Raw genomic sequence first — 14,348 nt, 5'->3', positions numbered from 1 at the left:
ATCCCATAATTCTTGAAAATAACGCCCAAATCTATGATGTTCTATATCCACATCTGATTCTTACATAATTAATTGATTGTAAGTTGTTTCCATAACGATAACGCAAATATCCAATTCAGGTCACCATTTCCTTGATGATTTTGAACAGCTTCATACACTTTCCCTTGATGTTCTACTTTATCTCCCTTTGTATAAGCCTTCTTCGGATCCCATTTTTCATAAAATTCATTTTGATTTTTTGTTTTTACCGGAATAAGGTTACTTTGAATTGATGTATTTCCAGCTGCATCTACAGCTTTCACTGCATATTTATATTCCACATTGACTGTTAGGTTTTGATCAATAAACGTCGTTCCTTGTACCGTTTGAATCAATTGTCCATCACGTAATACCTGATATTCTTTTACACCTACATTATCTGAAGAAGGATTCCATTTTAGCTCTATACTGTTAGAAGTAACCTTGCTTGCATATAATCCTTGTGGCTGTGTGGGGGCTTCTGTATCTAGCTTAGGATTAACAATTCGATTTACTTTCTTCAGGCCATCCTTTGTAACTTCATACATTGCTTTTTTATCAAAGCTTTCACGTTTATTATTATCTAAATTTATTAATGTTGCCCTCTCTCCGCCTTCTAGATGTGTAAGCTCAATAAAATCACCGATCTTTACTGGAACTTTTGGTGTTTCAGCATTTTGCTGTTCGTTTCCATAAATATCTTTATTGTATACTACTTTCCCTGACGCACTTTGTACTTTAATACTCGCGTATGTTTCATTAAAATAATGATGCGGTATGCCTGCTTTTAAGTCGATTTGCATTTCTTCTGTCGACTTATTGAAATTGATTTTAGCAAACTCGAAATCGCTAATTCCTTTTAGTGACCATGCAAACTGGTTTCCTTCCAAGATATCTTCTGTATTTGGTACATAGCTTTTTATTTGAGTAAGAAGATCCATCATCGGTCGCGGTTCATTCGCAAAAACAGAAATGATACTGTTATTTAATTCTTTCCACTCAGCATCTGTTACATTTGGATTTTGTAACATAAGAGAAACGTAATCTGTCCATACTAAAAAATTGATTGGTAAAATATTGGTGGATATTTTATAAATTGCAATTTTATTATCTACTGAAGTCATCGCTTTCGCTAACCAGCGTAATCGCTCTGATTGATCTAGTTTTACTGGGTCAAGTTCAGCATTTTCAAATAGTAGCATATACGGCACTTGATTTGTCGGGCTATTATCTGACCAAGGAATAACAGTTGCATCATGACGGCTTGATTTACTCCATCCGGATATATCATTTCCTAAATTCCAAGAAGATGGTTTGTTATTCCATATGAGTGCACAATGTCCAGGTTGTCCAACAGGCATAGCTGCCACTCCAAAGGCTTGGCTTACTTGCGTACCAAACTTCGAAATATTACCGCATACCCCGCCAAATCTGTAAATGGAAGAAAGATTCCAACCTAAACCGTAGAATGCATCATTTCCAGCGTGAATACTAACGCCATCTTTGTTATGGGTTACATAATTAATCAAATATGCACTTTCCCCTACCTTATCTTGATTTTTAAGTTCTGGATGTTCCGTATTAATCATATTTCTTGCCCAAGTTAAATCTTCTTCTGGTGACCAAGTATTCACTACTAATCTTAAATGCCAAACATTATATGTTCTAAAGGAAGGAAGTAACTCATTATTTTGATCTGCTGATTTATAATGTTGGTACCTTGTTAATGGATTAATAGGTTGATTGTTTGTCCAATATTTTATAGGTTCAGCATGAGCTAACGATGTAGCTATCGCTAATTTTAAATACAATCCTTCGTGAGAATCTGCATCCACATTCCAGATTGTATTCCATATCTCAAGTGCATTTACAGGATTTTTTCCCGTTGGACTACCACCTTCAAGATAGGTATTCATCACACTTGTATTTTTCATAGCCCAGCTAAGAAATTTCTGATGGTCAGCATCTTTTTTTGCAAATGCATCCATTGTTGCAGCACTTGTTTGTAATATGAATTGAAACTGAGCCAAAGCTGCTGCAAATACTGGGTCTGTAAGCTTCTTTTTTAAACTCTCTTCAGTCATACCTCCAATATTTCCATTCAGATATGCTGTGAGATTATTCAAATGAGCTTCAAAATTACCCTTTGCAATTGCCTGATCTGTCTGTTGGTTCAATGTTTCTAAAGTGAATGTTTCTTGATTGAATGACATTGTTTCAGCTGAAACCTTTGTATGCGGAATCGTAGTAATACTGCCTAAAATAATCGGCATAGTTAATAATAAAGATGAAATCCTTTTCAAAATAATTCCCCCTTTTTTGTTTTTGACCTTTGACTGCTGCATGATTCTCCTTTATATATAATTCTTCCCACGCCTAAAGGCATAAGGAATTAAACAGCCAAAATGAATATAATTTGGTAGTTTCCTAACCTTTCGCAACTGGCTGACATAGTGCAATGCACCTTAGTCCCTATAGCTTTCACTAATTTTGCCTTTATCGAATTTCATTTTCAGTTTCCATTTAAATAAATTTTCCTTTTCTATACTAATCACACACCTTTTATAGAGTAATAGTATCAGTATATCCAAGTTTGAAAGACTATTTCAGTCACTTTAAATTTTCTGCACCAGAACCCTTTTATCCGTCTACACCAAAGTAATACAATGCTCCCGTATACTTCAAAGACCCAGATGGTAACAGTTTAGAATTAATATGTTATGTTGAAGTTCCTAATGAATGAAACCATATTACAGATAAGTATTCATTTGCAGATTGGAAGAAACTAGTTAATTCAGTTCATTTTTGGGAACAAATAATTGTTTAAGTTGATGGGCATGTATGATGCTCCCCTATAATCATGCCGGTTCTGTTGCAAAGTTTTTTAACATCAAATTAAATGAGGTATTTTTCACTAACTATTATGCAATTATAAATAGTTTTTGTAATTCACTGCACGTCGAAAGACAGGAGTCTGATGTAAAACTCCTGTTTTTCTTATATACAGCATGAACGGTTTCGATTTCCTTGATTGTACGTGAAGCATGCTGAAGGTTTTGAAATCCTGTGGATTTGACAAAGCGGCGTTTCACATGTTTATGGTCCTGTTCTATGATATTATTCAAATGCTTGACTGTACAATGAGCAGTATATTTATAAAAGCCTTCTTCATTTAATTTTTTGAATGCACAAAGTAATTCCGTTGCTTTGTCTGTTGTTAGAACCGTTGGTTCTCCAAATATTTTTACTAACCTTTTCATAAAGGCATATGCAGCCTGATGATCCCGTTTTTTACAAAGTTGAATATCCAATGTATACCCTTCCTTATCAATTGCACGATATAGGTAACGCCATATCCCTTTAACTTTGATATAGGTTTCATCCAGATGCCAAGATAGTTACGCAGATTTATTTTTCTTTTTCCAAATCTGATAAATGAGATTTCCATATTCATGAACCCATCGCATGATGGTTGTGGGATGGACCGACCCACAACATTCTTTTAAAATTTCAGATACATCTCGATAACTTAAAGAAAAACGACAGTAGTAGTCGACTGCTACTAAAATAGTATCCTACCTGAATTGTTTCCCCTTAAAATATCCGATTTATGATTCTCCTTAATCTGTTTTGCAAAAGTTTAACTCAGTTTCAAAAACCTTTCAAAAGAACCATATAATTCCTAATAATTTTATTTTATATAAATAACAATTCCAATTGTTCCATATTTCAGCATAATATGTCTATAACATATGCAGCATTACATATAGTGATATATATTTATAATCGAATTATTATTTTCGAGTTTCTATCCCTTATAGGCGTACCAACAACATTTTAACGAAAATATACGCTAAGCAAATTTCAACAAAGAAAAAGCCAGTTTCCTGTAAGTTAAGGAAATTGGCTTTAGTTTGTATTAACTTAAAGAGATTCTATGATTTTATAATAAGTGGACTACCAGCACTTCGTAAAAAAATCATACTAAGCACACTTTGATAAAAGGGCCGATTTTTACGCCTTCCTTGTAAATTGTGTTGCATAAATAAATGCTCATTTCATTTGGTGTTTCGATTTTTCTTCAACAGGAATTTGCATATTCATAATTATCTGTCCTTCTGGATAAAACAGATTCAATTCATGTAAATCTGTTTCAATTACATTACATGATCTAAACTGTAAACCATTTCTCACTATATAGTCTGTAATATTTGTATATATTTGACGTCGTACTTCATCCATATGCTCTTCTATACATACGTAATCAACACAAAGATAATTACCTGCAGGTATACTAAGAATATCAACATGCTCTATCTCTGTATCATTCAAAACAGGATAATAAACTGAAAGTCCCAGATCATCATTGAATAAATTCTTAATAGGACACATTGTTATAAATTGTTCTTGAAAAAATTCACCTTGCTTAAAAATAGAACGGGATTTATCAAAAAAGGATTTTACACTATTAAAATTTTCTCCTTTGATGTGATAATATTTTCTTTCCTCAAAATAGACACTCTGAATTTCATTGAAGTTTCTACTTCTATTTTGAAGGAGATCGAGGAGCCTAGTAATTTTCTTTTGCACTTCCATAAATCGATAAATTTCAGTTTCAATATCATTTTTTTGTTCTGTAAGATATTTATATTGTTTATAATATTTCTCTTATTTATTACTAAATCAATTTCTTCAATTGAAAAACCTATACCTTTACAAAAGAAGATTTGGCTAATTCTCTGTAGGTCTTCATTTCCATAAAGTCTATAGTTATTTTTACCTACCTTTGGCCGGATTAATCCTTTTTCTTCATAGAATCGAAGTGTTTCTTTCGTTGTATTAAAAATCTTAATTACATCACTTTTAGTTAACTTATAGCTATCCATCTAATTATATTGCTGCCTATAAGGAATAAAATTCATACTATAAACTATGTGGTTACTTCATAGTCAATAAATAAAAAGAAATTCTTTTTAACCAAAAATGATCGTTTAAGGAACTCTATTTAGTTTTAACAAAACTCAAAGAAATACGGTCAAAAACTTTGAATCTCTTGAGCAAATAGTTGTAATTCATCAGATACAGAAATAGACATACAAAAACGCCATCCTTTCCTATGATTCTACAGAAAGAATAACGTATTTTTTTCATTTTGAGGGTATTTCTTTTTATTAGCTTGATAGCGATGGGGCGGTACCCCCTAAACATAAATTTTCTTTCTCTAGAGATAGTTCCTCTGAGAAGTCAGCTCATTTTTTCGTTTTGGGGGCATTTATTTTTCTTAAGTTGACGGGCATGTATGGTGAGGCCTATTATGTGAAATATTCCAATTTTGCATTTGGGAAAAACTTTTTCATATAAGAATAAAGGTGATTTTTTATATCCTCCTCTTCTTCTTTTTGATAAATATATTTTCCAATTCCATATTTCCCCCATTTATATCTTCTTCTTTCTTCATCTAATTCTAATTTGGTCATAGGGTAGTTTTTTTCAATTACCCTCTTAGCAGGCTTTGTAAAACGATGTTGAATAAATTCAAATGTAATATCATCCCTTACATCGAGGGGTAATTCAGCATCAAGGCGTTCAAACATATGATAGTACCCGTCCTGCCAACCTTCATGTAGATAAATAGGAGCTACGATGAATCCTAGCGGATATCCTGCTCTAGCTATTTTTCCTGCTGCTTCAATTCGTTTAGCCAACGGAGAGGTCCCAGGCTCAAAGTTTTTAATAACATAATCGGCGTTTACACTAAACCGAAATCTTGTTTTTCCATTATGTTTTGCATCAAGCAAGTGATCCACATGGTGAAATTTCGTCACGAATCGTAATTTCCCATATTCCGAGGCTCCAAAATGTTCAATCGCTCGCTTAAGAGTATGAGTTAGATGATCAATTCCTACAATATCTGATGTACAGGAAGCTTCAAACCTTGTTAATTCAGGCGCGCGATCCTCCATATATTTGTCAGCAGCTTCTAGAATTTCATCGACATTTACATAGGTACGGATATATGGCTTACTTCCCATGGTTGTTTGTAAATAGCAATAATGACAATGGCCCATACAGCCTGTTGCAAAAGGAATAGCATATTCTGCTGAAGGCTTTGAAGTATCAAATTTCAGTGTTTTTCTAACACCAACAACAAGAGTAGACTTTGCTACTCTATACTTTTGAAAATCGTTTTCGCCTGGCAGGTCTCTCACTTGATTATGAGAAGTAGTATGCCGAATTTCAACATCCATTTTTGAAAATTTTTCATAAAGCTCTTTCCCTAACGGATAATCTAATGCTTTAGGTTCAAAGTATACAAGCTTAGGCATAAATGGTTTCATTCTAACATCCCCTCTGAAATATCCCCATAATAGTAGGTGTAAGCTTGATTTGCTTCTTCTTCAGTAGAATAAACAGCCATTTCATTTGTTAGTGGATAATAATTTTCATAAAGAAATAATGCTAGTTCATTTGGCTTCTCAGGGTTATTAACAACTGCTGCTGCTTGTATATTGGCTACATCTTGTGTGTGGGGGTTTCGGTAAAAAACATAGACAATATCTCCAGCATAATAAGTTTTACTTTCGTTAGACAATTTCATTCCATCACCTTTTCTTTTTATAGAATCCACTGAGCAATGTTATTCATTACTAAAATTTTTCCTTTAGTGCGTATAATTATGCCTTCTTTATTATGGAAAAAATAGATGGAATTAACTAAATTTATATAAAGGTGTTTTTGCCGATCCCCCTTTTCGAGGGATCGGCAAAAACAACCATCTTACATATTTTATAGAAAAGATGACATACTATCTATTAGCTATTACTTATATAGCTAAATTAATTGTTCGTTCAATTGGCAGATAATACATATCTTTATCTGCCATACTCTTTTCATATGCTTTTAATTTTTTAAAACTTTAATGTTTGGAGGTTATAAAAATGAATTTTTCACATTCGAAAAAAGAAGAGAGTAGTAATTCTAAAAACTTAAAATCAAATACTACACAAATTGGACTTCAACCAGTAGAACAAGCCATGAATGGACTGTATGGAATGCCAGAAACTGATATTGAAGACAAAGAACATCAAAAAAAGGAAATTTGAAAAATACTTAGTATTTCAATATTACTTTTATTTTCCATACATATTTCAATTGTAATAAAAAACAAGGGAAATCAAAGTTCCCTTGTATTTTATTACTCTTTATCCCATGTATTTTGTTTGTTCTTATACGCACCCCTCGAATTCTCTGTTAAATCTACTATATCTGTTTCCTTACCAAATTCAGTACTATAATTAGGTTTTCCATATTCTTTACGATTCATCTCTTGATTCGCATCCTTCATTGGTTGAAACAACTGTGTTAAGCACATTAACCCACTTATTCCAACAAGAGCAAAGATTACTCTTGCTAAAAAGGCATTTTGTCCACCAAATATTGTTCCTACTAAATCAAACTTAAAGAAACCAATTAGCCCCCAATTAATAGCACCAATAATAACTAAAGCTAAGGCAATTCGCTGTATAGTTCTCATTCATATAACACCTCCTTCAGTCTCAACTTTTAAAACTATGTACAGGAATACACTGTATTCCTGCTTGAATCGTTAGCTTTGATTTCCAATCAAAGTGATAGCTCATAATTCAACATAAATACATTCCAGTACCATAATATAAACTTTGACTAACATTTTAATGTTTTTATTATTTAATACTGCGATAAGACTGCATGGTATTGCGGTTATCAGTACTGCAATAATTAACCCTATTTGTACTTTCTGCATCTTATTAGCTATCCTGTTAGTTGCTAGGATTCAATCTTATTATTAGAAATTAACAATGGTTTCATACACAAAATATCTAATACATACTCAATTTATTATTTTTTTCTACAAAGGCTTTTTGATGTTACATAAACTAATCTTTTCTCACACAACTTGCTTCTTTTATTTCGTATAATATACAACAGTATGTTTATACTACACCTGAGCCTTTAAAAGGCTCATATAAATGGCTAACGTTTCATAACAAGTGGGCAAAGCAGGCGGTTTATTGAACCGCCTGCTTTGTTTTATTTCTTCACTTAACTTTTTTCAAGATTGAAATCCTGCTTGTCTTAAAGACTCATTCCAATTTTCAAAATGTCTTATATAAGTAGATAAAGCAGGCATATTGGAATCTTTTAATATTTCTTTGGCAGTTGGTAACTTTTAATAGGAATGAACCCATTCTTTTAACCTAGATAGCAAAATCCTTCTTGTATACATATTTACCTTGTAACCACCTTATCGACATAATACATTTAATCATTTAATTTGTTCTTAATTTATGGATTATTTTCAAAAAAATAAAAAAAAATAATAAATACTGACGATATTAAAAAGGCAAGCATCAAAATGTGCTTGCCTTTTCTTCTAACGACGATGTTCCACAAGATCAATTACACCTAAAACAACGTGAGCTAAACCAAATCCAAATACTGTATTTGCAATCATCTTATTAGATCCACGAGTTTGCTTCAAGGCATAACCCGCAGCTGTAACTGCTGTACCTAATGTAGTAGGAATTAATCCTTCACGAATATTCATAGTAACGTCCTCCTAGTATCGCAGTTAGTAATCCTGCTTTAATACTTTGGAATTAAAGTACTAAAACAAGTATTAGTATTTGCCTGTCTTGTGAAAATATGTGGAGTTATTTTAAATATCTTCTTTTAATTATGATACAGCGTAACTAAAAATGTTAATGCGTAAGTTTTTTTAATACATTTACATGTTCCCTATCTTTATCTAAAATATCATGTATTAGCATATGACTTGCTGGATCTAAATCACCTTGTACAATTTCTTCTGATATTTGAACACCATAATAGCCTTCGCCCTTTAACGCGCTACTTACAATTCCTTCTGTTGTATCTGGTACTGTAAATTGACTTATCAAACCTTGAACAGACCCAACGATTCCTTCTTTATCAACCGGCACTCCTCCAAGATTTTGTATTCTTTCTGCTACCTTTAAGGCATGTTGTTTGTGATCTTGTTGTATTCTTTGAAATTCCTTTTTTATTTCTGGATCTTTTAACTTTTCTATATAATGCTCATAGGCATGAATACCCATGTACTGCCCTTTTAGAAAGGCATTTAATGTATTGACAACACTCTGTTTATCCATATCATCACTTCCTTTTTACGTTATCCTTTTACAGAAGTCGATGGATTATCCATATCGTGTGTGCAATACTATCAGTTAATTTCCTGTTATATTATACCTCTAAATCTTCGCTCCTCTTTCACTCACCTTGATATAAATATCATTTTTGTTTAATCAATTCCCATTAGGCTCATACTAACTTTTGTTTAAAAAATATGAGAAATGGAGCTGGATTAAATATGGAATTTGAAGGTAGAAATTCTACAGAATCTGCACTTCTTCATTATAAGTATGGTTTAGGTTTATTTACTGAGAAGATGCCTAAACTAGCCGAACAATTTAATTCCTTTACAGAGGAATGCTTTAAAGAGGGCACCTTATCAAAAAAACAAAAACAGTTAATTGCTTTAGGTATTAGCCTTTATTCTCAGGATGAATATTGTATCATTTATCCTAGATCAAGGAGCTTCAGAACAGGAGATCTTTGAGACGGTGGGAGTGACAGCTGCATTTGGTGGTGGTGCTACTATGAGTCAGGCAGTAACTCTTGTACAAGAGTGTATACAAGAGTTACAGCAGTAATAGGAATATCATTATGAATTGAGGAATATATTTCTCGATTTGATGTGTTGCTATCTTTACACAATAAATAAAAACAAAAAACTTGAGCGTGTGTGAAGTATACTCAAGTTTTTTGTTTTTATCCTTAATTCATACTATAAATTGCCCAAGATAAGTATGTAGCAAAGGTAGTCCATAACAGATAAGGGATTAGAAGCCATCCAGCTACTTTAGATAAGCGGAATGAATAAATGATAAGAAGAAATGCAGTAACAGCCACTAACAGACAATCTATCGTTGCTAAAAATAAATCTTTTTGGTGAAACTGAAAAAAGCTAAAAGCCTGATTTAAAATATAATTTAGAACAAATAAACTCCAAAATAATTTGGGCTTAAAGTTATACTTATTGTAGATAAATGTAATAGATAGAGCAATTAATCCGTATAATACTGCCCAAATGATTCCAATTGTTATACCAGAAGGTGTCCAAGATGGTTTGTCTAAGGAATTGTACCAACTACGATCTACAGGGAACAAGATACTCGACAAGTAAAATAATCCATATGTGATGAAAAAAACTAGGATACTAAATTTCTTCATGACTTCCTCCTTTTTGCTAAATATATTTCTGTTATTAGAGATCGTATTATATTTTGCACTCTTTCCTTTTTACAGAAAGTTATTAGGATTTTTACTTATATTATGCTCGTTTTAGATTAAAATTCTTAGATTATTCAATAGATCACTAGTATATAGACTAGCGACTTTCATTCCATTAATTAATTATATCTATCAGGTAAGTTCCCATCATATTCCTTACTATTAATAAAAACTATACACATTAATAAAAATAAAATAAATGGAAGGGATATAGTAGTTTTCACTCATTATTACAATCATTCTATACTCGGATATAACTTGGTTATAAAATAGACGAAAATCTTTTTGGATTCGTACAATGAGTTATTTTTTGTATATATCCTTTGTAATGTTTAATACATAACATATTTCAACTTACCATAAGACTTCATCCCAGCTCTTACGATTTCAAATGATTTGCTCTCTATAATCATGAACGAACTCTTCCATGGTAATTGGACTTTTATCTAGTAATTCTAACAAGTCTGGCGTAACTCTTTTGGCTAATCCTAATTTAGCTGTTGTATATATACCAATCATCACCATGATAAAATCAGGTTTGATTCCTTTTTGAATCATCTTTTTTCTGAATTTCCATATACCAGGATTCGTATAGGTTATTTGTTCGTTCGTTTCCTTTGAAATAATTTCAGCAACTTCATAATACGTCAATGCTTTACTCCCTGTTAAAGCGTACGATTTGAATTCGTGACCAGTTTCTGTTAATACTTTTGCAGCTACTTCCCCTATATCTCGCACATCAATAAAACTCGTTCTTCCTCTTCCTGCTGGTACCTCAATTATTTTTTCATTTCTTAACTCTTCACCATGTTGTGATAATAAGTTTTGCATAAAAAAGCTCGGTCTTAAAAATGTATAAGTGATTCCTGAATCTTTTATTATTTCTTCTATTTTTGCATGTGGTACTATGGGATTCTTTTCTACACCTAGTAAAGATAGAAACACAATATGTTGAACACCTACTTCTTTCGCAACATCAACCACCGGTTGAAAATACTTCTTTCCATCAGCAAGATGTGGGGGACGAAGAAGAAATAATTTCGTTATCCCAATTAAAGCCGGTTTAAAGGATGAGGGATTTTCAAAATCAAAATATATCTCTTCTTTGTCTCTTTGACGAGTAGCAATATGAAATTCAGCATTTCTTTCTATTAACCCTTTTACAACTTCTTGCCCTACATTTCCTGTAGCACCTGTTACTAAAATCATGCCAATGCCCCCTATTTCGTTTTTAAATTTTGAATCATATTCTGTAACACATGGATAGTCGTTTCTACTTCATCTTTAGGAATATTTGTTACTGCACTCTTTATAACATCATCACTAACGTTTTCTATTTCTTTTATTAACTTGCTTGTTTTCTCTGTTAGGAATATTAGGTGCGATCGTTTGTCTTTAGGATTATGTCTTGTGAAAATAAAGTCTTTTTGCAATAAACGCTGGATAATTCCTGTCACAGTCGGTCGGTCTGCCACCAGTCTCTCTGCAATCAGGGCCGGTGTCGTTCCATTGGGATGAAGAGATATATCTTTTAAAACTGACCATTGCTGTGCTGTTATCTTATATATTTTTAGTTGATTTGATAATTCTGTTTTCGTCATTACGCTAACTTTATGCAATAGATATCCTAAATTGTCCATATATAACTCCTTTTAGTTAGTGTACTAATTATATGATTAGTGTAATAACTAAAATCCTGAAAGTCAAACACTCATATAGTATATTCAAAGAAATTCGATGTACCTTAAAAACATGATTTTTTAGTGTACTCTATTTCTTAACCAAATTACAAATCTAAACCGATCCCTGACCCATATATTTGGCTAGAACGTGATTTAACCTCGCGGTAAATTCTATTTAGTTCATCTGATTCTTCTATTTGTGATATGAATAATTTCCTTATTTTGTTCTTTCCTAGGCTGTACAACTACTATTAAATCCCGATAACTATACCTTTTTAAACAACTATTTACTTTTCCTATTGTTGAAGGGAATATACGGGTTAACATTTAAAAAATATCGAATTCACAGCACCAAATATCCCTTGTTTCAAAGAAAAATAGTCTAAACGTACAATTTTCTTTTTTTGTATGGAATAAATCATAAAAAATGTAGGGAAATGTCGAAAGGATTAAATTGATTTTAAAAATTGAAGGTGATACCATAAAATTAAACAACGTTTAAAATGTTGTTTAATTAATAAATTCTAGAGGGGGAGATAAGTTGAGGGAAAATGAAAACATATCAACGAAAGAAAAGATTTTAAATACAACATTGGAGTTAATTAAAGACGAAGGTTTCGAAAGTGTAACAATAAGAAAAATTGCGGCATTGTCAGATACAAATATCGCGCTTGTAAATTACCATTTTGGCTCAAAAGAAAAGTTGATTAGTGAGGCGATTAAAGTCTTATTAATTAGCTTTCAAGGTACTTTTTCTATTTTAGATGATATTAAAGTGCCAGCGAAAGAAAGATTAAAAATATTTTTATTGGATTATGTACTAGTAATTCAGCAATACCCTGAGTTAGTTAGGAAAATTATTGCAATGGGAACTACGGTATTTATATCTCAATACGAATATGGAGATTTTTTGAATAGGCTAGGTTTTAGTAAAGTGAAGAATATTTTGAGTGAAATAACAAATGAAACGGATCAGGAAATTTTAATGATGATGACAGTGCAAATATTTGGATCCATTTTTCTTCCAGCATTAATGATGCCAATTCTTGAATCAGGGGCAGATATAAGAGTACTGCCTGTAGAAAAACAGATTGATTTCCTATTTGAACGCTATTTTTATCAAAATTGAGACAGTGGGTGATAGAGATGGTTAGTTTCTTTAGAAAGCATTGGTGTGATATAGGGTTAGTTGTGGGTATAGTTGTCGCTGTTTGTTTAGTCGTGAATTTGGGAGAAATGAGTGAAATAAAAGTACTGTTAGCGTTAAGTTTTGTGGCCATTTTAGTGCATCAATTTGAAGAGTATCGTTGGCCAGGTTATTTTGCTGGTCTGTTTAATGTAGTTATATTTAAAAGTGATATACCAGATCGCTATCCATTAAATACACAGTCTGCTATGGTAATAAATATTTTGATTGCGTATGCCTTTTATTTACTTCCGGTTTTCTTTCCAAATATAATATGGCTTGGGTTGGCACCTATTTTAATGGGGTTTTTTCAATTCATATGGCATGGTATTTTTGCGAATATAAAAGCTAAAACAATATACAACCCAGGATTAGGTGCGGTTGTATTACTACATGTTCCGATTGGTTATGCATATATGAGATATGTTCTTTTACACAATCTAGCTACAAATTTGGATTGGATATTAGGGCTAATCTATTTTCTAGTAGCTACCTATTTTTTAATTATAAAAGGAAATATGTTACTGAAAAGTAAGGAGACAAATCATTACTTTTCTAAAAAGCAATTAGGTCCGTACAATGATGCATTAAAGTGATTCAGAAGGAATTTTGGATGCTGAAGAGAGTACAAGTGAATTACAAAAGGAAGATGCGTAGGCTCCTTTCTTTTTTTGAAGGAGATTTTTGTATTTTTGGGTAGCACCACATTGCCATCAACCTAAGAAAACAGGTCACCCCCAAAACAATAAATAATCTTTTTTTCACAATAAAGCCTAAAAATTTCGTTTTTGGGGTGTTATAAAACTTTAGCTTGATGGGAATGTGACGCTACCCCTTATAGGGGACAACACATTATCTTCATTTATTAAAAAATTCACATAATTTCCACAGGTGTTTTCTTTAAAAGGAAATATTTGTTATATAATAACTGTGTCAAAGCAGTTTCTAAGTAGTTTATCCTGTCATTTCTGTTAAGATGGTTTGTTTTGCCCTTGTAGTTATATTATCTCAAAGAGAACTTGTAGAAATTCCTACAAGTTCTCTTTGTTTTTCTAATAAAAACCGAAATTAAACTAATACCCATTAGTTTA

General features: G+C 32.2%; 14 protein-coding genes, 4 pseudogenes and 1 riboswitch. Of the genes and pseudogenes, 5 read left to right on the top strand and 13 right to left on the bottom strand.

All coding sequences use genetic code 11. The annotated features are described in order from the left end of the window. Window positions 1-68: 68 nt before the first annotated feature. The gene (locus MKY70_RS29310) at window positions 69-2,321 is read right to left on the bottom strand and encodes a putative mucin/carbohydrate-binding domain-containing protein (protein ID WP_341026656.1); all 2,253 of its coding nucleotides are present in this window, start codon (window positions 2,319-2,321) and stop codon (window positions 69-71) included. A gap of 130 nt (window positions 2,322-2,451) precedes the next feature. Further along, window positions 2,452-2,522, bottom strand: a riboswitch (cyclic di-GMP riboswitch). A gap of 161 nt (window positions 2,523-2,683) precedes the next feature. On the opposite strand from MKY70_RS29310, the pseudogene MKY70_RS29305 reads away from it, so the two are divergent. Next, window positions 2,684-2,761: pseudogene (locus MKY70_RS29305) on the top strand (VOC family protein); the annotation flags it as partial. A gap of 178 nt (window positions 2,762-2,939) precedes the next feature. On the opposite strand, the pseudogene MKY70_RS29300 reads toward MKY70_RS29305, so the two are convergent. The 5 genes and pseudogenes from MKY70_RS29300 to MKY70_RS29280 all read right to left on the bottom strand — a co-directional run bounded on the left by MKY70_RS29300 (window position 2,940) and on the right by MKY70_RS29280 (window position 6,616). Continuing rightward, a pseudogene (locus MKY70_RS29300) lies at window positions 2,940-3,587 on the bottom strand (IS6 family transposase). A 484-nt stretch (window positions 3,588-4,071) separates the two neighbouring features. Then, window positions 4,072-4,596, bottom strand: coding sequence for a hypothetical protein (locus MKY70_RS29295; protein WP_341026785.1), 525 nt, complete (start codon window positions 4,594-4,596; stop codon window positions 4,072-4,074). After that, complete coding sequence (locus MKY70_RS29290) at window positions 4,479-4,904, bottom strand: MerR family transcriptional regulator (protein WP_234710411.1); 426 nt, start codon at window positions 4,902-4,904, stop codon at window positions 4,479-4,481. The genes MKY70_RS29295 and MKY70_RS29290 overlap by 118 nt, the downstream gene beginning before the upstream one ends. 426 nt (window positions 4,905-5,330) lie before the next feature. After that, window positions 5,331-6,356 (bottom strand): spore photoproduct lyase, encoded by a 1,026-nt coding sequence (splB, locus tag MKY70_RS29285; RefSeq protein ID WP_002169708.1) that lies wholly within the window; start codon window positions 6,354-6,356, stop codon window positions 5,331-5,333. Further along, window positions 6,353-6,616 (bottom strand): transcriptional regulator SplA, encoded by a 264-nt coding sequence (locus MKY70_RS29280; RefSeq protein WP_002169707.1) that lies wholly within the window; start codon window positions 6,614-6,616, stop codon window positions 6,353-6,355. Before MKY70_RS29280 ends, splB begins: the two co-directional genes overlap by 4 nt. 340 nt (window positions 6,617-6,956) lie before the next feature. Here MKY70_RS29280 and MKY70_RS29275 point away from each other — a divergent pair, with 340 nt between their 5' ends. Then, window positions 6,957-7,121: a DUF4021 family protein gene (locus MKY70_RS29275; protein WP_002069111.1), complete on the top strand. Its 165-nt coding sequence runs from the start codon at window positions 6,957-6,959 to the stop codon at window positions 7,119-7,121. Window positions 7,122-7,213: 92 nt separating this feature from the next. Here the strand turns inward: MKY70_RS29275 and MKY70_RS29270 are convergent, their stop codons facing one another. From MKY70_RS29270 to MKY70_RS29255, 4 genes and pseudogenes are all read right to left on the bottom strand, one after another. Then, window positions 7,214-7,552, bottom strand: coding sequence for a DUF378 domain-containing protein (locus MKY70_RS29270; protein ID WP_341026649.1), 339 nt, complete (start codon window positions 7,550-7,552; stop codon window positions 7,214-7,216). A 558-nt stretch (window positions 7,553-8,110) separates the two neighbouring features. Continuing rightward, window positions 8,111-8,212: pseudogene (locus MKY70_RS29265) on the bottom strand (homing endonuclease associated repeat-containing protein); the annotation flags it as partial. Between the two features lie 219 nt (window positions 8,213-8,431). Further along, window positions 8,432-8,605 carry a hypothetical protein gene (locus MKY70_RS29260; protein ID WP_001025956.1) on the bottom strand — a complete coding sequence of 58 codons (174 nt, stop codon included), beginning with the start codon at window positions 8,603-8,605 and terminating at the stop codon, window positions 8,432-8,434. 154 nt (window positions 8,606-8,759) lie between these two features. After that, the gene (locus MKY70_RS29255) at window positions 8,760-9,188 is read right to left on the bottom strand and encodes a ferritin-like domain-containing protein (protein WP_341026647.1); all 429 of its coding nucleotides are present in this window, start codon (window positions 9,186-9,188) and stop codon (window positions 8,760-8,762) included. Window positions 9,189-9,406: 218 nt separating this feature from the next. On the opposite strand from MKY70_RS29255, the pseudogene MKY70_RS29250 reads away from it, so the two are divergent. Next, window positions 9,407-9,749 (top strand): annotated as a pseudogene (locus tag MKY70_RS29250) (carboxymuconolactone decarboxylase family protein). Between the two features lie 124 nt (window positions 9,750-9,873). Here the strand turns inward: MKY70_RS29250 and MKY70_RS29245 are convergent. The 3 genes from MKY70_RS29245 to MKY70_RS29235 form a co-directional block, all read right to left on the bottom strand. Beyond that, window positions 9,874-10,329, bottom strand: a complete 456-nt coding sequence (locus MKY70_RS29245; protein ID WP_002169702.1) for a TspO/MBR family protein — start codon at window positions 10,327-10,329, stop codon at window positions 9,874-9,876. Between the two features lie 447 nt (window positions 10,330-10,776). Then, complete coding sequence (locus tag MKY70_RS29240; RefSeq protein ID WP_341026645.1) at window positions 10,777-11,598, bottom strand: SDR family oxidoreductase; 822 nt, start codon at window positions 11,596-11,598, stop codon at window positions 10,777-10,779. Window positions 11,599-11,609: 11 nt separating this feature from the next. Continuing rightward, the gene (locus MKY70_RS29235; RefSeq protein ID WP_241139279.1) at window positions 11,610-12,029 is read right to left on the bottom strand and encodes a MarR family winged helix-turn-helix transcriptional regulator; all 420 of its coding nucleotides are present in this window, start codon (window positions 12,027-12,029) and stop codon (window positions 11,610-11,612) included. Window positions 12,030-12,612: 583 nt separating this feature from the next. Here MKY70_RS29235 and MKY70_RS29230 point away from each other — a divergent pair. Beyond that, the gene (locus tag MKY70_RS29230; RefSeq protein WP_341026642.1) at window positions 12,613-13,200 is read left to right on the top strand and encodes a TetR/AcrR family transcriptional regulator; all 588 of its coding nucleotides are present in this window, start codon (window positions 12,613-12,615) and stop codon (window positions 13,198-13,200) included. Between the two features lie 17 nt (window positions 13,201-13,217). Continuing rightward, window positions 13,218-13,853 (top strand): HXXEE domain-containing protein, encoded by a 636-nt coding sequence (locus MKY70_RS29225; protein ID WP_204101005.1) that lies wholly within the window; start codon window positions 13,218-13,220, stop codon window positions 13,851-13,853. Window positions 13,854-14,348: the final 495 nt, after the last annotated feature.

It is taken from the genome of Bacillus sp. FSL R9-9492 (genome assembly GCF_038007365.1).
Classification (GTDB): domain Bacteria; phylum Bacillota; class Bacilli; order Bacillales; family Bacillaceae_G; genus Bacillus_A; species Bacillus_A mycoides.
This window is presented reverse-complemented; position numbering and strand designations above follow the sequence as displayed.

What these genes read in the sequence shown, in the direction of transcription:
- MKY70_RS29270 (WP_341026649.1), bottom strand. Translation starts at nt 7,552, where the DNA reads ATGAGAACTATACAGCGAATTGCCTTAGCTTTAGTTATTATTGGTGCT.
- MKY70_RS29280 (WP_002169707.1), bottom strand. Translation starts at nt 6,616, where the DNA reads ATGAAATTGTCTAACGAAAGTAAAACTTATTATGCTGGAGATATTGTC.
- MKY70_RS29275 (WP_002069111.1), top strand. Translation starts at nt 6,957, where the DNA reads ATGAATTTTTCACATTCGAAAAAAGAAGAGAGTAGTAATTCTAAAAAC.
- MKY70_RS29240 (WP_341026645.1), bottom strand. Translation starts at nt 11,598, where the DNA reads ATGATTTTAGTAACAGGTGCTACAGGAAATGTAGGGCAAGAAGTTGTA.
- MKY70_RS29290 (WP_234710411.1), bottom strand. Translation starts at nt 4,904, where the DNA reads ATGGATAGCTATAAGTTAACTAAAAGTGATGTAATTAAGATTTTTAAT.
- MKY70_RS29245 (WP_002169702.1), bottom strand. Translation starts at nt 10,329, where the DNA reads ATGAAGAAATTTAGTATCCTAGTTTTTTTCATCACATATGGATTATTT.
- MKY70_RS29260 (WP_001025956.1), bottom strand. Translation starts at nt 8,605, where the DNA reads ATGAATATTCGTGAAGGATTAATTCCTACTACATTAGGTACAGCAGTT.
- splB (WP_002169708.1), bottom strand. Translation starts at nt 6,356, where the DNA reads ATGAAACCATTTATGCCTAAGCTTGTATACTTTGAACCTAAAGCATTA.
- MKY70_RS29255 (WP_341026647.1), bottom strand. Translation starts at nt 9,188, where the DNA reads ATGGATAAACAGAGTGTTGTCAATACATTAAATGCCTTTCTAAAAGGG.
- MKY70_RS29235 (WP_241139279.1), bottom strand. Translation starts at nt 12,029, where the DNA reads ATGGACAATTTAGGATATCTATTGCATAAAGTTAGCGTAATGACGAAA.
- MKY70_RS29225 (WP_204101005.1), top strand. Translation starts at nt 13,218, where the DNA reads ATGGTTAGTTTCTTTAGAAAGCATTGGTGTGATATAGGGTTAGTTGTG.